This is a genomic window from Streptomyces sp. NPDC052040, assembly GCF_044548405.1.
Classification (GTDB): domain Bacteria; phylum Actinomycetota; class Actinomycetes; order Streptomycetales; family Streptomycetaceae; genus Streptomyces.
Window position 1 is genome coordinate 22,793 of record NZ_JBIUBV010000026.1, and the last position, 15,969, is coordinate 38,761.

Here is a 15,969-nt window from a genome sequence, read left to right on the forward strand (position 1 = left end):
ATGGTCACCGACCTCGGCCCGGTCATCCGCACCCGGCCGACACTCGCGGTGTGGAAGTTCGCCTCCTGCGACGGCTGTCAGCTGACCCTCCTCGACTGCGAGGACGAACTCCTCGGCCTCACCGAACGCGTGCGCATCGACCACTTCCTGGAGATGACCCCGGCCGAGGGCACCGACCAGGAGCGTGCGCGGCTGGAGGGCCGTGGGCCGTACGACCTGTCCCTGGTCGAGGGGTCGATCACCACCGCCGAGGACGCCGAGCGGATCCAGCACGTCCGCCGCATCTCCCGGTATCTGGTGACCATCGGAGCCTGCGCCACCGCGGGCGGCATCCAGGCACTGCGCAACTTCGCCGACGTCGGTGACTTCCTCGCCGCCGTCTACGCCCGGCCGGAGTACATCGCCACCCTGGAGACCTCGACACCGATCTCGGCCCACGTACCGGTCGACTTCGAACTGCGGGGGTGCCCCATCGACCGCCGCCAGCTTCTCGAAGTCATCAACGCCCACCTGGCCGGTCGCACACCCCAGATCTCGAACCACAGCGTCTGCTTCGAGTGCAAGAGGCGCGGCACCACCTGCATCACCGTGGCCCGTGGCACCCCCTGCCTGGGCCCGGTCACACACGCGGGCTGCGGCGCCATCTGCCCCGCCTACGGACGAGGCTGCTACGGCTGCTTCGGACCGTCGAGCAAGCCCAATCTGCGCTCCATGATCGCGCAGCTGCACCACGACGGGATGAGTGAGCGGGACATCCAGCGTGTCTTCCGCACCTTCCATGCCGCGTCACCGGAGTATGCCCCCGTACCCGACCTCGCGGCCGACGAGCAGCACAGCCCTCCGGCCTGACGGACCCCGCCCGGAAGGCGCGCATGAACGATCGCGGAACCCGCGTCCTGCGACTGGACGCGCTGGCCAGGGTGGAAGGCGAGGCCGCCCTCCATCTGCGCGTCGAGGGAGACACGGTCGCCGAGACGCGGTTGCGCATCTACGAACCACCGCGCTTCTTCGAGGCATTCCTGACCGGCCGCGGCCACACCGAGCCTCCCGACATCACCGCCCGCATCTGCGGCATCTGCCCGGTGGCCTACCAGATGAGCGCCTGCCGGGCGATCGAGAACGCCTGTGGTGTCATGGTGGACGGCCCTCTCGCGGAACTGCGGCGCCTGCTGTACTGCGGCGAGTGGATCGAGAGCCACACCCTGCACATCTGCCTGTTGCACGCGCCGGACTTCCTCGGGCGCGCCGACGTCGTGGAACTCGCCCGCGACCAGCGAGCCGTCGTCGAACGGGGCCTGAGGATCAAGCAGGCCGGCAACGCGATCCTGGAACAGCTCGGCGGCCGCCCCATCCATCCGGTCAACGTGCGGATCGGCGGCTTCTACCGGACACCGGCACCGGAGGAACTGCGTCCGCTGGCGGAACGGCTGCGGCGGGCCCGGGAGGACGCACTGGAAACCGTCCGCTGGGTGGCGGCGTTCGACTTCCCCGACGCCATGTGCGACCACGACCTGTTCGCGCTGCACGACCCCGGCCGCTACGCGATCGACTCCGGCACACCGGCGGTCATGGCCGCTCAAGGCCAAGGCCCGGCGCTGCGCGAGTTCCCTCTGGCCGAGTTCGAACAGCACGTCCAGGAAGGGCAGGTACCGCACTCCACGGCTCGCACGGCCGCACTGGACGGCCGCCGCTACCTGACCGGGCCGCTGGCCCGGTACGCGATCAACGGCCGTTGGCTTCACCCCGTGGCCGCCGAGGCGGCGCGGGACGCCGACCTGGGTGACCCGTTGACCGGCTCCGTCTGTGACAACCCCTTCCGCAGCATCGTCGTACGCGCCGTGGAAGTGGTGCAGGCCATCGAGGAAGCCCTGCGGATCATCGGCGGATACGAACGACCCCCCCCGGCCGGCCGTCGAGGTCCCGCCACGCCAGGCGACCGGTACCGGGGCCACCGAGGCGCCCCGGGGCCTGCTGTACCACCGCTATGCCCTCACCGAGGACGGCACGATCACCGAGGCCCGAATCATCCCGCCCACGGCCCAGAACCAGACGGCGATCGAGGAGGACGTGCGCAAGGCGGTCCAGGCGCGCCTGGAGACAGCCGGGCCCGCCGCTGACGACGACGAGCTCACCCATCTGTGCGAACGGGCCATCCGCAACCACGACCCCTGTATCTCCTGCGCCGCCCACTTCCTCGACGTGACCGTGGAGCACACATGAGCGCTCGGGTCGTGGTGATTGGCGTGGGCAATCCCCTGCGCGGTGACGACGGCGTCGGCCCGGCCGCAGTGGAGGCGTTGCGGGGGCGCGTCCCGGACGGAACCGTCCTCACGGTCAGTGACGGCGAACCTGCACGCATGCTCGATGTGTGGCGCGGGGCGGACACGGTAGTCGTGGTGGAAGCCCTCCGCGCACAGTCGGCCCGGCCCGGAGAGTTGCACACCCTCACGGCGGCGGACGCGGCCTCCCGGACAGCAGCTACTGCGAGCACCCATGCGCTCGGCCTCGCAGAGTGCCTCGCCCTGGCGGAGGTACTCGGGCAGCTGCCGCAGAGGCTCGTGGTGCACGCCGTGGAGGTGGCGGACGTCGAACTCGGTGCGCCCCTGAGTGAAGCGGTGCGGTCGGCGCTCCCCGACCTGGTCGACCGGGTCGCCGCATCCGTTCGGCGGGCACACGGACCGAACCACGAGGAGTAGGGGCCGATGGTCCGTTCACCTCCCAATGCCGCACGTGTTTGGCGGCCCCATGAAAGGTGGTGGGGACGATGACACTTCCTCTGGTGGGGGCGTGGACGGATCGGACTCGTGCCTTCTGGCGGTCGGCTGGGCTGTGGACGAAGCAGCCCGTCATGGTGTCTCGCTCAGGCTGGTGTACGCGTCCTTGTGGGCGCGCTACGAGGCGGGCCTTCCCTCGGTGGACCCGGGGCGGCCCTCCGAGCAGGTGCTGGCCGAGCACATCGTGGCCTCGGCGGCCGATCGCGCCGAACGGCACAACCCGGATGTGAAGGTCACCACCGACATCGTGCCGGAGGACGCTGTGGCCGCTCTCGTGCGCGCGGGCGACGAGGCGTTCTCGCTGGTGACGGGTTCGCGCGGCCGTGGCGAACTCAAGGGCCTGCTGCTCGGGTCGGTCGGTCTTGGCGTGTCCGCACGAGCACGCTGCCCGGTGGTCGTGGTGCGGGGCGATCGCGTGGGCCTGGCGCAGGCCTGCCTGCGACAGGAGCGGCGACCGGTTGCAGCCCGGCGGACCGGCGGACACGTACGAGGAGCGCGCCTCCGCTGTGATCGATGCTCTTCTCAAGGCGGCGAGCGCCGAGCATCCGCATGTCCGGACCCGCCCGGCGGCCCTTGAGGGACCGGCCGGCAAATTCCTCGTGGACCGGTCGGCGGCCGTGGACCTCGTGATCGTCGGAGGACGGCGCAGAACGGGCCACCTCGGATTCCAGCTCGGCTGGGTGAGTCCTACCCTCCTGCACCACGCGCAGTGCCCTGTCGCGGTCGTGCCGAACGGCAGTGAGCGCGCTCCGAGGCATGCCTGCGGTTCCACTGTTCCCGGCACGCGCTACGGGCGCTGACGGCACCGCCGCCCCCGTCATGCCGCCGGATGCCCAACTGTGGCGGTGTGGCGACGGGTCCCGCAGCGTGGAGAGCAGGGGCGGACCGGCCCCGTGGGCTCAGACACCGAAGGAGAGTGGGACGCATGGGCACGGATGTCTCGGAGCCACGGGTGGTGGCCGGCGTCGATGGGTCGCAGTCCTCGTACGAGGCCCTGCGCTGGGCCGTGCGCTACGCCGGGCTGGTCGGCGGGACCGTGGAAGCGGTCGCCGTGTGGGAGCTGCCGGGCCTGTACGGCTGGTCGGGGCCTGCCGTGGACATGGACGTCGACGAGGAGGAGACCCGGCAGAAGATGAGCCAGGAGCTGACCGACGTGCTCGGCGCGGAGGCTGCGGGCTCGGTGCAGACCCATGTGGTGCACGGCAACGCCGCCGACGTCCTGTTGCGGGCCGCCGAAGGAGCCGAGGTCCTGGTGGTGGGCAGCCGGGGCAGGGGCGGGTTCGCGCGTGCCCTTCTCGGCTCCGTCAGTCAGCATGTGTCGCAGCATGCGAGCTGCCCGGTCGTGATCGTGCATTCCCAGAAGCAGTGACCCGAGGCCGGCGAAACCGATGCCGGCGTTCAGCAGCACCACGCCGAGGATCGCCAGGGCCAGTCGGAGGGTGTCCGGGTCCCGGGGCCGCCCCAGCCAGTACGCGACGAACGTGATCGCCGAGGAGACAAGCAGGACCACGGCGAAGAGGTCGGTGAACTGCGCGACCAGCCGACGCCACACCTGGCCTCGGCCCACACCAGGCAGCTCGTTGGCGCCCTGGCGGTCCCGGCGTGTGGCTGCCTCGGCCGACGTGAGACCGCTCGGTGAACTCCCCAAGACGGCAAGGACGTCGGGGACCGGTACCGCGGGGACGGAGGAGGTGGAGGTGTTTCGCCGATCCGGTGGTGCCGTCGTCGTGACGCCGGTCGGTGGTCCGCCTCGCGGAGAGCGGCCGTCGCCTGCCGACCCGGATCAGGGCTCACGTGGGGCTCCGGTCTGCGAAGGCGGGCCGGGCGGCTCCTGCAGGATGCCCCAGGCGACCGGTCCCAGCAGGTCGCCGAGCCGCCGCAAGACGTCGAGGAACAGGTCGTCGATCGTCAGCACGCCCACCACCCGGCCTGCGTCGAGAACCGGAAGCCGGCGGACCCCTGTGCGGCGGAACGTCCGGTAGGCCACTTCGAGATCGTCGTCGGCTTCTACCTCGACGGCACCTGGCGACATGACCGCGTCCACCCGGGCCTCCGGATCCAGGCCGCCGCCCATGCCACGCACGGCGAGGTCGCGGTCGGTGACGATGCCGTGCAGCGTTCCGTCCTCGACCACGAGGACCGAACCGACGGCGCATTCGGCCATCCGCCGGGTCACCTCGACCAGGGAGGCGTTCGGTGCGACGCACACCGGAGGTGCGGTCATCACCTCGGAGACCTTCACGTGACCCTCCTCCCCGGTCCGGTGGGTCCGCGTCAGCGGACGTCGAGCAGATCGGCCACCGGCCGCCGTGGGCTCGCGGGGCCCTCGGGGCCGTAGCCCAGCCGGATCACCATCTGGACGTGTGCCATGGCCGAGACGGGGTCACGGACGGTCCACCGGATCTCAGGCCACTCCAAGGGCTGGGAGGTGACCGAGGCGACTAGCCCGTCCGCGGTGGCCCGGAGCAGGACCCGCTCGAGTGCCTGACCGGCGCACAGCCAGTCCACGGGCTCGTCGCGGGCCGTACCCAGCAGGGCGAGGTTCGGATGCCTCTCGAAGGGCGCCCAGCCGCGCCCGGGCAGCGGACGGCCGACGGCGAAGTCGCGCACCGGGACTGAGGTACCGCGTTGCCGAGGACCGAACGCCTCGCCGGGGATGCCGTCGGCCGCCCCAGCGGCAGCCGAGGGATCCGTGCGCGTCCACTGTGCCGTTTCCCCGCATATTTCCGGGTCTGCGGCCTCCCGGCCCTCGGCGTCCCGCACCAACTCCAGGATGGACTGCACGTGCCAGGCGCCGGGGAACAGCAGTTGGGCGCCTTCGGCCCCGGCCGCGTCGTACAGCCGCTGCCGCACGGCGGCGGGGATTTCCTCGTCCCGGAAGGGCAGCCGGCTGGAGTGGCGGCGCCGGATGGCAGGGCCCAGCTGGGCGAGCGCCCCGTCAGGTGGTCCGGTGCCGCACAGATGCACCTCGGCGAGGAACTCCGGGTAGGCAGGGTCGGGCAGCAGGCGGACGAGTGGCGCCAGGCCCAGCGCCGCGGCGGCCACGCGCAGATTCAGCAGCGCGGCGCCGCAACCGAGGTGCAGGCCCCGATTCTCCGGGTCCGTGCGCGGCAGGGTGCGTTTCAGGTCGGCGTACAGACGGAGGACTCCGATGTCCCGCAGGTAGCGGAAGGTCCAGGGCTGCGCGTTGTGCAGCGAGGGCGCCGCGGCGGCGTCCGCCACGAGCGCGGTGACGGCGTTCACGTCGAGAGGTTCTGCGGTCACGGCGGTTCCCCTTCGTGCGGGTCCTGGGACTCAGGTGTCGGGACAGGCGATGACAGGGCAGGTGGCGTGGTGCAGCACGCCATGGCTGACCGACCCCAGCAACATGCCGGCGAAGCCCCCACGGCCCCGGGTTCCCACCACGAGGCCGAGCGCATGCGCCGACGCATCGGTGAGAACTTTGACGGGATGCCCGAGGACCACTTCGTGCCGCAGGTCGACCTGGGGGAAGCGGCCATGGCGGCCTGCCATGATCTCGGAGAGCAGGCGTCGGCACTCCTGCTGCGGCTCGTACTTGTCGAAGATCCGGAACGGTCCGGGGTCCCAGACCAGCAGGGCCCGCAGCTCGGCGGCGCGCAGGGCCGCCTCCTCGAACGCCACGTCGACCGCGGCGGCGGAGTGTTCGCTGCCGTCGACGCCGACGACGAAGTACGCCGGCTCCTGGGTGATGTGTTCCGGCTCGGGAACGACCACCACGGGACAGCGAGTATGGGCCATGACGGGCAGGGCCACCGGGTGCGAGCCGAAGACCTCCTGCCTGCGGCTCAGGTGCCGTGATCCCAGCACGACGGCGGCGGCGCCGCGACTCTGCTCGCGCAGCACCCACACCGGGTCGCCCTCCGCGAGCAGAACGTCCACCTCGAGCTGCGGTTGCCGGGCCGCGACGAAGACCGCGGCCCCTTCCAGCACCTGCTGGCCGGCTTTGTGCAGCGCCTCGTTCCATTCCTCCCACGACGGTGGGACCTCCCGTCCGCGGTAGCCCCTGGTGGGCACGCCCTCGGCATGGACCAGGCGCAACGGCGACCGCCGTCGGGCGGCCTCGTCGGACGCCCAGGCCAGTGCCATCCGATGGCCGGGCTCAGGATCGAGACCCACCACGATCGGCCGACGGTCAACGGTCCGGGACATGGTCGCCCCCGCTCACCAGATGGCGGATGTAGGAGTCAGGACCCGGGAAGTACAGGGTCACCCGTCCGCTGTCGGCCCAGCGCACGTCGTAGGGCGGGCTGCCGTCGGGGTGGTGGAGGCCGACGATCTCGCCGTCCCGCGCGATGACTCCGGCCGTGGTCCCCCGTACTACGATCTCGTCGCCGACGCGGGCGCGCGCCGAGGCGCCTGTCGCCTCGGGGCCGGTAGTCGGGAAGGCCTGGTCGTTCTTCTTCAGTGGTGGGGGAACAGACATCGTCCTCGCCTCCTCTCTGCGGTGGCGCGGAGCGATGCCGCCGCCGCTTCCATGGAAGGCTTCGGCACTGTCGGCCTGCCAGGGGCCAATGGTCCCGATGGCGGCCCTGCTGACCCTCCGCTCGCGCGGGGACCGGTCAGTGTGTGCGCCGACAGGGAGACAGAGCGGGAGATCGCTGTGTCCGGGGGTGCGAGTGCGCCTGGGGCCCAGTCGGGCTTCGATGTCGGCACGCACCGAGGCGGTGAGCCGCGCAAGAGCCTCGGACCATACCGGCGGGGCCGGTCCGGGGTCCTTGATCCGGAGTGCCGGGCCGGGCAGAGCAGCGAGGTCCTCGCGGAACCGCTTGCGGGCGTCCTGCCAGTGGTCCGGGGCACCTGGCCGCCGTCCACCGCGCACGACCGTGCGCAACAGCGGCTGAGCAGAAACCGGAGGCTCTTCCCCGGCGAGGGCAATCAGAGACGCGTGACCGGCGCGCGAGCGCGTCGAGGTCACCGCTGTCCAGGCGGATCGCGCAGCTGGGTCCGCGCCGGAGCTCGGCCAGGACCCGGGCGGCGATGCGTACGCCCTCCTCGGCGTCGTAGGTGTCGACGAGGAAGGTGACGGGGCCTGGGTGGGCGTGCGCGAACGCACGGAACGCCTCCTTCTCGCCGGAGAACGCCAGCCCCGGCCGGGTGGGAGGCCGCGGACGAAGAGGCTGAAGGTGGCCGGGGCCCGCATGTCCTCCCGGAGGTAGGACATGGCCATGGTCACTTCGTACGGCCCGCCGTCGGCGGTCGGTCGCGCGAAATGCTCAGGTGCCGCTGTGGCCGGCTGCCCAGCGGCGCCGTACCGCTTCTTCGTGCTCCGCCTCCTCCAACGCCAACTCTGCTACGGCCAGTTCGTCCTGCAGCCGAGGGATCCAGTGCCGGCGCAGGGCGCGGGCCCGCTGCCGGGTCCGTACGACCTCGGCGGCCAGAAGCTCGGCGGCCGCCTGGTGGGCGGCGAGTTCCGCCGCGGCACGGGCGGCTGCACGACAGGCAGTCTCGGCGTGTGCGAGGGCGGTGTTGGGCGGTGTCTGTTCCCACGGGGAGCGGGCGGGGTCCGTCCAGGTGACCGCTGCCGGGTGGCGCACGCCCATCAGCGCGCCCCATTGGACGTCGACGCGCGCCCGCCCGGCCGGCGTCGCCTCGGACAGTGCGCTTTCGCCGCCGAGCAGCACTCCTCGCACGAGCCACGATTCCGCCTCGGCCAGCATCTCTCGCCACACCCGGTCCGCGTTCTCGGCCGCTTGCCGTGCCGTGTGCTCCCGGTCCAGCAGGAGCCGGAGTTTGCGTTCCAGGAGGTCCGCTCCGCGAACCGCCGTGGCGAGACTGCGACGCAGCCGCAGGCGCCCGGCGCGTCCGGCCGGAACCCGGCGCGCCCGCGGACTCATCGTGCCTCCTGGTCCTGCGGCGGAGCGTGGGCGTCGAGCAGGTCGGCCGGGAGCATGCCGAGCTGGCTGCGCGGCAGGGTCAGCAGCACCTCCCAGGCCCGGTCCAGGGAGTCGTCCAGCGACCGGTTCTCGTCGGTGCCCTGCACCAGGAACCGGTTCCGGAAGGCGTCCTCCAGCTCCAGATGGTGCAGATCGGTCGGGCTGAGCGCCGCGCGTCCGATCAGGTCGGCGAGCTCTCGCACCTGCCGGGACCGGGCCAGCGCGGCGATCAACTGCGCCGCGACGGCGGGATGGTCCGCGCGGGTGCGTCCCGCTCCGGTTCCCTTGCGCATCAGGCGCGACAGCGACGCCAGCGGATCCACCGGCGGATACGTACCTGCCGCCTGCACCCCGGCGGAGAGCACGATCTGACCTTCCGTGATGTAACCGGTGAGGTCCGGGACGGGATGGGTGATGTCGCCTGCGGGCATGGTGAGAACGGGCAGGATGGTCACCGACCCCGGCCGCCCCCTGATGCGGCCACAGCGTTCGTAGAGGGAAGCGAGGTCGCTGTAGAGGTAACCGGGATAGGCCCGGCGGGCCGGAATCTCGCCACGCGCGGCGGACACCTCGCGCAGCGCCTCCGAGTAGGCTGTCATGTCCGTCATGACCGCCAGGACGTGACGGCCCTCGGTGAAGGCCAAGTGCTCGGCGACGGTCAGGGCGAGTCGCGGGGTGAGGAGCCGTTCGATCACCGGGTCGTCGGCGGTGTTGAGGAACAGGACCAGTTCCCGCCCGGCCGAGCGGGCCGCCAGCCCTTCGCGGACGAACGCCGTGTCGGCGTGGGTGAGCCCCATGCCGGCGAACACGACGGCGAACGGCTCACCCCCGCACGTCGCCTGGGCGGTGATCTGCACGGCCAGTTCCAGGTGTGGCAGCCCGGCCGCCGAGAACACCGGCAGCTTCTGGCCACGCACCAGTGTGGTGAGCACGTCCACGGCGCCCACGCCGGTGAGTACCGCCTCGCTCGGCGGTTCCCGGCGTACCGGGTTGATCGGTGCGCCGACGACCTCCGCGTACGCCCCGCCCAGCACCGGTGGCCCACCGTCGGCCGGTTCGCCCCGGCCGTTGCACACTCGCCCCAGCCAGCCCGTCCCGACCGGGATCCGCAGTGGTGTGCCGGAGAAGGCGACGCGGGTGCCGGTGCGGTTCATGCCGGCCGTGTCCTGAAGGACCTGCACCACCGCGATGTCCCGGTCCACTTCCAGGACCAGGCCGTGCCGTCGTTCACCGGAGTCGAGGACGATCGTGGCGAACTCGTCCCACCCGACCCCGCTCACCCCCTCGACGAACAGGAGAGGGCCGCGCAGATCCCGCACCCCCGTGTACTCGATGCGCACGGCGCCGGTCATGCCGCCCCCTTGAGCCGGGCCAGCACGGTGTCGCGGGCCGCGGCGAGCGGAGCGGTCTCTGCGGGGCCAGCCGTCTCGCGCGCCCGCAGCAGCGGGGTGAAGTCGACCGCTTCGACGGCATCCGCGGGGATTCCGGAATCCACCAGTTCCAGGCAGCGGTCGATGACCGTCAGGACGGCCTCCACCAGGGCCGCCGTCTTTTGGGGCGCGCTGTAGGCGTCCGCGGGGGACAGCGCGTTCTGCTGGATCGCGGCTTCGCGCAGCAGCCGTCCGGCTAGCACACTGATCCGTTCCCGGGGTGGCAGAGCCGTGATCCCGACCAGCTCGACGAGGTCGGCCAGTCGGTCAGCCTCCGCGAGCTGCCGCGCGACCCGTCCACGCCGCTCGGCCCACTCGGCGTCACCCGCCCGCGCATGGACGGCGGCCAGCGTGGCGGCGTCCCGGGAGAAGGACTCCGACCAGGACACCGCGGGATAGTGGCGCGCGTAGGCGAGATCGCGGTCCAGGCTCCACAGGCAGCGCACGAAGCGCTCGGTGTGTGCGGTGACGGGCTCGGTGCGGTCACCGCCCGGTGGAGACACCGCGCCGATCACCGTGACCGAGCCGGTCGCGCCGCCGAGGGTGCGCACGGCGGCGGCCCGCTCGTAGAACGCGGCAAGCTGCGAGGCGAGCCCCGCCGGATACCCCTCCTCGGCGGGGAGTTCGCCCATACGGGAGGCGAACTCGCGCAGCGCTTCGGCCCAGCGGGAGGTCGAGTCAGCGATCAGAACGACGTCGAGGCCCATGTCGCGGAAGTACTCGGCGACCGTCGCGCCCGTGTGCACGCCGGCCTCCCGGGCCATCATCGGCATGTTGGAGGTGTTCGCGATCGTCACGGTCCGCTCCGCCAGACGGCCTCCGCTCCGCGGATCGGTCAGCTCCGCCAACTCCTCGATGACGTCCGCCATTTCGTTGCCGCGCTCGCCGCAGCCGACGTAGACGATGACGTCGGCGTCGCACCACTTGGCGATCTGTTGCAGCAGCATGGTCTTGCCGGTGCCGAAGCCGCCGGGCACGGCGACGGTGCTGCCACGTGCCACCGGAAAGAGCAGGTCGACGGCCCGCTGCCCGGTGTTCAGGGGCACGTCCGCCGGCAACCGCCGCGCGACGGGGCGAGGTCTGCGCACTGGCCAGGACTGCTCCATACACACTTCCTGGCCGCCCACCACGGCGAGCACGATGTCCGAGGGGTGATCGCCGGCCGCCGCGACCCAGGTCACCTCACCCGACAGGTCCGGGGGCACCAGGAGTCGCAGCGGCACACCCGCGCCGATCTCACCGAGGACGTCACCGGCCGCGACCGGTGCTCCCTCAGCCACCCGTGGTGTGAACGACCAGGTGCGCCGGTCCGGTCCACCGCTCGTCGGTCCGCCTGCCGTGAGAAGGTTGCCGATGCCGGCCAGAGGGCGCAGCAGTCCGTCGAACACGCCGCCGAGCAGATCCGGTGCCAGCCGCACCGACAGGGGGCGTCCCTGGGGCTCCGCGGGGTGCCCGGGTGCGAGTCCGCCGGTGTACTCGTACGCCTCGATGGTGGCCGTGTCGCCGTGGATGGCGACCACCTCGCCCGGCAGCCGGGCAGCACCCAGCACGACCAGGTCGTGCATGGCCACCGTGGGCGGGCAGGTGATCTCCACGAGGGGCCCGGCGACACGGAGGATCCGTGGGCGGTCCGCGCCGTCCGGCGGAGTGCCGGGCGTGATCTGCGTAGGTGTGGGCCCGTCCCACGAGTCCGACGGAGGGCCGACGGTGGTCATGCCGGCTTCCACAACGTCTCGGCCAGGACACCCAGCCGGTCCAGGGCGCTATCGGCGAGGGCGTCCGCCGACAGGTCGACGCGGCGGCCGGGCCCCTCGGCCGTCACCCCGCCCCCCGAGGCTGTAGTGACCCTCGCCTGCGGACCCAAGAGCTCTCGTGCCGCCTCCCCGCAGCGCGCCTGCAGAGACGCGTCCTCCGCGAACGCCTTTCGCACGCCCGTGCGGACCGACGCCCTCAGGGCCGCATAGACCTCGGCGCGGGCCGCGAGTTCCGCCGCCCAGGTGTCCTGGAGCGCCCGCACCCGTTCCCGAGCCGCCTCGGCGGCACCGTCGGCCCTGCCGAGGTCCCGGGCCTGGACGAGCACTGCCTCGGCCGCGGCGCGGGCCGAGCGCAAGGTTTCCTCCGCGTCGGCGCGCGCACGGTCCCCGACCGCGTCGGCGGAGGCCCGTGCCACGCGCAGCAACTCGGCGCGGACGGGGCTCAGTGCATCCACAGGCGCGGTCATCCGGGCATCACCACCGTCAGCGGCCGGGACGGGTCAGGCGCCGTCGCAGCGCTGCCCAGCGCTTCGGCGGCCACGGCCGTGAGGATCACCAGACCGACCGTTCCGGGCAGCGTCCGCCAGGCGCTGCGGACGGCGTCCGGATCCTCCGCGACGAGGACGTCGACCCCCGCCAGGGCCAGACCGGACACGCTTGTCCGTGCGCCGATGGCAGCCACTGTGCCCATCGTCAGGCCTTTCCGATCAGCAGGATCGCGACCACCAGCCCGTACACCGCGATGCCCTCCGCCAGACCCACGATCACCATGGCCCGGCCGAACATCTCCGGCCGTTCACTCAGCGCGGCCAGCGCCGCGGCACCCGTGTAGGCGACGGCGATCGCGGCCCCTATCGACGCGCCGGCCACCGCGATGGCCGCCCCGATCAAGGCGGATCCGTTGACCCCACCGGACGCGGCAGCCTGCGCCGAGGCCCGCGCCGGACCTGCCAACGCCGTGGCGAGGACGACGAGAGCGCCGCCCAGCAGGGCGATGTTCGTGGCCAGGAGCCAGCGGAAGGCATGTCTGGTGCGGCGCCGCCGCAGCAGCCGGACGGCACCGAGCACCGCCACGAGGACCGGCAGGACGATCAGCCAGGTGAGCATGGGATCACCTTCGTAGCGGGATCGGCAGGCTCCGCCGGGGAGACGTGCCAGGGACGGAACGGTCGGCCCTCCGTCTCGAAGAGCCGGGAGAAGAGTTCGTAGAACTCCAGCCGGAGCGCCTGCACACCGGCCACCAGGGCTTCCAGGCCGAAGGAGACGGCCGTGCCCACGACGAACAGCAGGGCGGCGCCCGCGACCCCGGCGGCGCCACGCCCGGCCAGGCCGGTGGTACCGCGCCACACAAGATCCGCGAGGGCGGCATGGGTCAGGCCGAAGGCGGCCAGCCGGGCGAACGACAGGGTGTTCGTGCCGGTCCGCACCACGACGTCGAACAGCCGCACCACCGTCTCGGCGAGTCCGGCGCCGGCGCCCGCAGTGGCCCGGAACAGGCCGAACGCCATTAGCGCCAGCCCAGTGACGGCTAGAGCGCCTCCGGCAACGGCCGGAGTCTGCCGGTGCAGGACCAGGCCCGCCGCAGCCAGAGCGAGGCCCAGGTAGAACAGCAGCCCGGCACAGCCCGACGCCGCGTACAGCCCCGAGCCCCAGCCGCCCTCACGCACCCGGTTCACCGCTCCGGCGGCGTGTGCGAGGGCCAGCAGACCGGCACCGAACACCACGGCGGCGGCCAGGAGACGGGCAGGACTCTCCAGCGGGCTCAGCCACAGGACCGGCAGCAGGCCCGTCGGCCCGAAGAACTCGCCGTAGGCGGCACCCGCCGCCATGGAGGCGACGCCCGCACCCGCGAGGAACGGCCACAACCGGTCCAGCCCGGCCAACCGGCGCGGCCACCCGAGGCGCAACGCGACCGCGCCGAGTAGCAGCAGCGCCCCGTGCCCCACGTCGCCGAACATGATCCCGAACATCGCGACGTAAGCGAGGCCCGCCGGCCACGAGGGATCGACGTCTGCGTAGGCGGGTGTCCCGTACGTCGTCACCAGCGGGGTGAAGGAGGCGGCCCGGCCCGGCCGCAGCAGCGTCGGCGGATCGGTTCCGCGCGGGGACGGCAGCGGCAGCAGCGCGCCTCCCGCAGCCGCCAGGCGTCCCGCGACGCGGGGTACCTCGTCGGCCGGGCACCACCCGGCCAGCGCGGCCACCTCTCCCTGTCGTACCGCACCCTCCGCGCGTTCCTCCAACTGGGCCTCGCCCGCCAAGAGCGCGACGTTTTCTCCGCGTTCGAGCAGGTCGAGGTCGGGCGCGGCGGCGGCCAGGGCTGCTGTCGCGGCGCTTTCGGGCCCGGCTTTCGCGCCCCGTCCCCGCAACCGCTGCAATCGCACGGCCGCTGCCCCGGGAGCCGCTTCCTCGGCGCGGTCCAGCTCCACGCAGCCCTGCTCGGCCATCCGTACCAGAGCGTCCCGCAGGGCCGCCTGTGGGACGACCACCGCCACACGGCGCATCCGGACCGGCGTCACCGCTTCAGACCAGGGCATCGAACACTTCCCTGGGCCGTCCCCCGCGTGCCGCCGACTCCAGGGCCGCCCGCATCCGCCAGGCGTCCACGGACAGCAGCGCCACCGCACCGACGACCACGGGGGGCCCGTACCGGCCCTCACGCAGCAGCACCGCGCCGTCCGCCTGTACCGTCCGCCACCAGCGGGCCTCCGCCCGCCACAACTCACCCGGTTCGTCGATACCCTCCAGGGCCCAACCCGCGGACGAGGGCAGACGCTCGCGGAACTCCTGGTACGTGGCGGCGGCCATCGCCCGCCTCCCGAGCAGCCGTGCCGCATCGCCCAGTACGGGTTCCGGAAGGGAGCGGTGATGTACGAACAGTTCCCGAGCCGCCAGCAGGACGGCGCGTCCCTGTGCCCAGCGGCGCGCGGGCTGTACGGCGACAGCGGTGCGGCGCGCGGCGGCCATCCGCATGCCGGTGACCAGGGCCCACTGCGTGTCGCCGCCCGGGTCGCCCCAGGGCGAGGACGTGAGTGCCGCCCGTGTCTCAGCGGGTGTCCCGGCGCGCTCCAGACTTCGCCAGGCGGTCTCCAGCGCCCCGAGCCGATAGGGTTCCGCGGCCGCCTCCGTGCGGCGACCGTCGGGTGCGGGGAGCCGGGAGGCCACGTTGGCGATCTCGAACCCGGCGGCGAGCGGAACCAGCAGGCGGGCACCGCCACGGGGCAGCCAGCCGGCCAGTACCCGCAGATGCCACAGCAGGGTGGCGGACACCGCCCGCTGGGCAGGGCGCAAGTCCGCCGCCGTCCGCGTGTATCTCGCGTAGGGCGTGGTCGCCAGGCGTCGCAGGGCGTCGCCGAGCGTCGGCCCACCCGCGATCTCCCGCGCCCCGTCGGCGCCCGGATACCGGCCGACGAGGGCCTTTGCGCGCACCGCTCCAGCGACCCACCCGGCACTCATGGCTCTTCCCGCTTCCCGCCTGTCAGACGCAGGGCGTCGGCCACAGCGAGCTCCACCAGGTGGGGCATACGCTCCAAGGCCCGCTCGCGGATCGCCGAGGCAGTGCGGTCGCCGGCGGCGCGGAGGGCGTCCGCCTCTTGCCGCGCCTCCCGCTGGAGGGGTTCCGCGGCCTGCCGGCGAACCTCGGGGGCGTGCTCCCGCGCGGCCCCCACCCTGCGCGCCGCCTCTCGCGCGGCGTTCTGCCGCAGGGCCTCGGCCTCCTGCTCAGCGGCTGCCCGGATCTGCGACGCCTCCTGCTGAACGTCTGCCAGCCGGGCGAGGGCGGGCTCCAGCTCTGCGGTGCGTTCCGCCGTACGGTCGGCGGGCACGCCGGTGGCGGACGCTCCCGGCGTGCCCGCCGGACGGAACCGCTCGAGGAAGTCCCGCAAGCTCATCGGCGGCCTCCTGACGATCTGCTGCTCCTTCAGTGTCACCGTTGCCGTCCCGGCCCGCACCGGATAGTGCCGTCACGCCGTTCGACCAGGGCCGTTCGGCTCTAGGCAGGGGCGGCGAGGGCGAAAGACTGGGACGACAGGCAACTCGACGGAATCAGGAGGCGGCCGTGAACGAGCCACCACGCCGCCTGCCCGGTGGCCGTGGTACCGGAGCGCGTCTGCGCCCGCCC

18 protein-coding genes and 2 pseudogenes are annotated in these 15,969 nt (G+C 72.7%); 6 read left to right on the forward strand and 14 right to left on the reverse strand.

Features of this window, described 5'->3' with window-relative positions:
* The 6 genes and pseudogenes from ACIHAA_RS30955 to ACIHAA_RS30980 all read left to right on the forward strand — a co-directional run bounded on the left by ACIHAA_RS30955 (position 1) and on the right by ACIHAA_RS30980 (position 4,143).
* The gene (locus ACIHAA_RS30955) at positions 1-849 is read left to right on the forward strand and encodes an oxidoreductase (protein WP_399823005.1); all 849 of its coding nucleotides are present in this window, start codon (positions 1-3) and stop codon (positions 847-849) included.
* Between the two features lie 23 nt (positions 850-872).
* A pseudogene (locus ACIHAA_RS30960) lies at positions 873-2,220 on the forward strand (Ni/Fe hydrogenase subunit alpha).
* Positions 2,217-2,696, forward strand: coding sequence for a hydrogenase maturation protease (locus ACIHAA_RS30965; protein ID WP_399823007.1), 480 nt, complete (start codon positions 2,217-2,219; stop codon positions 2,694-2,696). Before ACIHAA_RS30960 ends, ACIHAA_RS30965 begins: the two are co-directional and overlap by 4 nt.
* 91 nt (positions 2,697-2,787) lie before the next feature.
* Complete coding sequence (locus tag ACIHAA_RS30970) at positions 2,788-3,351, forward strand: universal stress protein (RefSeq protein WP_399823009.1); 564 nt, start codon at positions 2,788-2,790, stop codon at positions 3,349-3,351.
* The gene (locus ACIHAA_RS30975; protein WP_399823011.1) at positions 3,281-3,574 is read left to right on the forward strand and encodes a universal stress protein; all 294 of its coding nucleotides are present in this window, start codon (positions 3,281-3,283) and stop codon (positions 3,572-3,574) included. Before ACIHAA_RS30970 ends, ACIHAA_RS30975 begins: the two co-directional genes overlap by 71 nt.
* A gap of 125 nt (positions 3,575-3,699) precedes the next feature.
* Positions 3,700-4,143: a universal stress protein gene (locus tag ACIHAA_RS30980; RefSeq protein ID WP_399823013.1), complete on the forward strand. Its 444-nt coding sequence runs from the start codon at positions 3,700-3,702 to the stop codon at positions 4,141-4,143.
* 126 nt (positions 4,144-4,269) lie between these two features.
* Here ACIHAA_RS30980 and ACIHAA_RS30985 read toward each other — a convergent pair.
* The 14 genes and pseudogenes from ACIHAA_RS30985 to ACIHAA_RS31050 all read right to left on the reverse strand — a co-directional run.
* Positions 4,270-4,437: pseudogene (locus tag ACIHAA_RS30985) on the reverse strand (cation-transporting P-type ATPase); the annotation flags it as partial.
* Positions 4,438-4,557: 120 nt separating this feature from the next.
* Entirely contained in the window at positions 4,558-5,016 is a 459-nt protein-coding gene (locus ACIHAA_RS30990) for a CBS domain-containing protein (protein WP_399823014.1), read from the reverse strand.
* Positions 5,017-5,048: 32 nt separating this feature from the next.
* Positions 5,049-6,038, reverse strand: a complete 990-nt coding sequence (locus ACIHAA_RS30995) for an Acg family FMN-binding oxidoreductase (protein ID WP_399823016.1) — start codon at positions 6,036-6,038, stop codon at positions 5,049-5,051.
* A 30-nt stretch (positions 6,039-6,068) separates the two neighbouring features.
* Complete coding sequence (locus ACIHAA_RS31000) at positions 6,069-6,944, reverse strand: universal stress protein (RefSeq protein WP_399823017.1); 876 nt, start codon at positions 6,942-6,944, stop codon at positions 6,069-6,071.
* A complete protein-coding gene (locus tag ACIHAA_RS31005; protein ID WP_399823019.1) occupies positions 6,928-7,218 on the reverse strand; it encodes a DUF1918 domain-containing protein in 291 nt (96 codons plus the stop codon). The genes ACIHAA_RS31000 and ACIHAA_RS31005 overlap by 17 nt, the downstream gene beginning before the upstream one ends.
* A gap of 790 nt (positions 7,219-8,008) precedes the next feature.
* Positions 8,009-8,629: a V-type ATP synthase subunit D gene (locus ACIHAA_RS31010; RefSeq protein ID WP_399823021.1), complete on the reverse strand. Its 621-nt coding sequence runs from the start codon at positions 8,627-8,629 to the stop codon at positions 8,009-8,011.
* Positions 8,626-10,020 carry a V-type ATP synthase subunit B gene (locus ACIHAA_RS31015; protein WP_399823022.1) on the reverse strand — a complete coding sequence of 465 codons (1,395 nt, stop codon included), beginning with the start codon at positions 10,018-10,020 and terminating at the stop codon, positions 8,626-8,628. Before ACIHAA_RS31015 ends, ACIHAA_RS31010 begins: the two co-directional genes overlap by 4 nt.
* Positions 10,017-11,813 (reverse strand): V-type ATP synthase subunit A, encoded by a 1,797-nt coding sequence (locus ACIHAA_RS31020; protein WP_399823023.1) that lies wholly within the window; start codon positions 11,811-11,813, stop codon positions 10,017-10,019. Before ACIHAA_RS31020 ends, ACIHAA_RS31015 begins: the two co-directional genes overlap by 4 nt.
* Positions 11,810-12,319, reverse strand: coding sequence for a hypothetical protein (locus ACIHAA_RS31025; protein WP_399823024.1), 510 nt, complete (start codon positions 12,317-12,319; stop codon positions 11,810-11,812). Before ACIHAA_RS31025 ends, ACIHAA_RS31020 begins: the two co-directional genes overlap by 4 nt.
* Entirely contained in the window at positions 12,316-12,543 is a 228-nt protein-coding gene (locus ACIHAA_RS31030) for a V-type ATP synthase subunit F (protein ID WP_388397709.1), read from the reverse strand. Before ACIHAA_RS31030 ends, ACIHAA_RS31025 begins: the two co-directional genes overlap by 4 nt.
* A 2-nt stretch (positions 12,544-12,545) precedes the next feature.
* Positions 12,546-12,959, reverse strand: a complete 414-nt coding sequence (locus ACIHAA_RS31035; RefSeq protein WP_390988815.1) for an ATP synthase subunit C — start codon at positions 12,957-12,959, stop codon at positions 12,546-12,548.
* Complete coding sequence (locus tag ACIHAA_RS31040; RefSeq protein WP_399823027.1) at positions 12,944-14,386, reverse strand: V-type ATPase 116kDa subunit family protein; 1,443 nt, start codon at positions 14,384-14,386, stop codon at positions 12,944-12,946. Before ACIHAA_RS31040 ends, ACIHAA_RS31035 begins: the two co-directional genes overlap by 16 nt.
* Positions 14,373-15,305: a hypothetical protein gene (locus tag ACIHAA_RS31045; protein WP_399823029.1), complete on the reverse strand. Its 933-nt coding sequence runs from the start codon at positions 15,303-15,305 to the stop codon at positions 14,373-14,375. The genes ACIHAA_RS31040 and ACIHAA_RS31045 overlap by 14 nt, the downstream gene beginning before the upstream one ends.
* The gene (locus tag ACIHAA_RS31050) at positions 15,302-15,778 is read right to left on the reverse strand and encodes a hypothetical protein (RefSeq protein ID WP_399823031.1); all 477 of its coding nucleotides are present in this window, start codon (positions 15,776-15,778) and stop codon (positions 15,302-15,304) included. Before ACIHAA_RS31050 ends, ACIHAA_RS31045 begins: the two co-directional genes overlap by 4 nt.
* Positions 15,779-15,969: the final 191 nt, after the last annotated feature.

What these genes read in the sequence shown, in the direction of transcription:
- ACIHAA_RS31035 (WP_390988815.1), bottom strand. Translation starts at nt 12,959, where the DNA reads ATGCTCACCTGGCTGATCGTCCTGCCGGTCCTCGTGGCGGTGCTCGGT.
- ACIHAA_RS31020 (WP_399823023.1), bottom strand. Translation starts at nt 11,813, where the DNA reads ATGACCACCGTCGGCCCTCCGTCGGACTCGTGGGACGGGCCCACACCT.
- ACIHAA_RS30955 (WP_399823005.1), top strand. Translation starts at nt 1, where the DNA reads ATGGTCACCGACCTCGGCCCGGTCATCCGCACCCGGCCGACACTCGCG.
- ACIHAA_RS30980 (WP_399823013.1), top strand. Translation starts at nt 3,700, where the DNA reads ATGGGCACGGATGTCTCGGAGCCACGGGTGGTGGCCGGCGTCGATGGG.
- ACIHAA_RS31045 (WP_399823029.1), bottom strand. Translation starts at nt 15,305, where the DNA reads ATGAGTGCCGGGTGGGTCGCTGGAGCGGTGCGCGCAAAGGCCCTCGTC.
- ACIHAA_RS31005 (WP_399823019.1), bottom strand. Translation starts at nt 7,218, where the DNA reads ATGTCTGTTCCCCCACCACTGAAGAAGAACGACCAGGCCTTCCCGACT.
- ACIHAA_RS31025 (WP_399823024.1), bottom strand. Translation starts at nt 12,319, where the DNA reads ATGACCGCGCCTGTGGATGCACTGAGCCCCGTCCGCGCCGAGTTGCTG.
- ACIHAA_RS31010 (WP_399823021.1), bottom strand. Translation starts at nt 8,629, where the DNA reads ATGAGTCCGCGGGCGCGCCGGGTTCCGGCCGGACGCGCCGGGCGCCTG.
- ACIHAA_RS31030 (WP_388397709.1), bottom strand. Translation starts at nt 12,543, where the DNA reads ATGGGCACAGTGGCTGCCATCGGCGCACGGACAAGCGTGTCCGGTCTG.
- ACIHAA_RS31040 (WP_399823027.1), bottom strand. Translation starts at nt 14,386, where the DNA reads ATGCCCTGGTCTGAAGCGGTGACGCCGGTCCGGATGCGCCGTGTGGCG.
- ACIHAA_RS31000 (WP_399823017.1), bottom strand. Translation starts at nt 6,944, where the DNA reads ATGTCCCGGACCGTTGACCGTCGGCCGATCGTGGTGGGTCTCGATCCT.
- ACIHAA_RS31015 (WP_399823022.1), bottom strand. Translation starts at nt 10,020, where the DNA reads ATGACCGGCGCCGTGCGCATCGAGTACACGGGGGTGCGGGATCTGCGC.
- ACIHAA_RS30965 (WP_399823007.1), top strand. Translation starts at nt 2,217, where the DNA reads ATGAGCGCTCGGGTCGTGGTGATTGGCGTGGGCAATCCCCTGCGCGGT.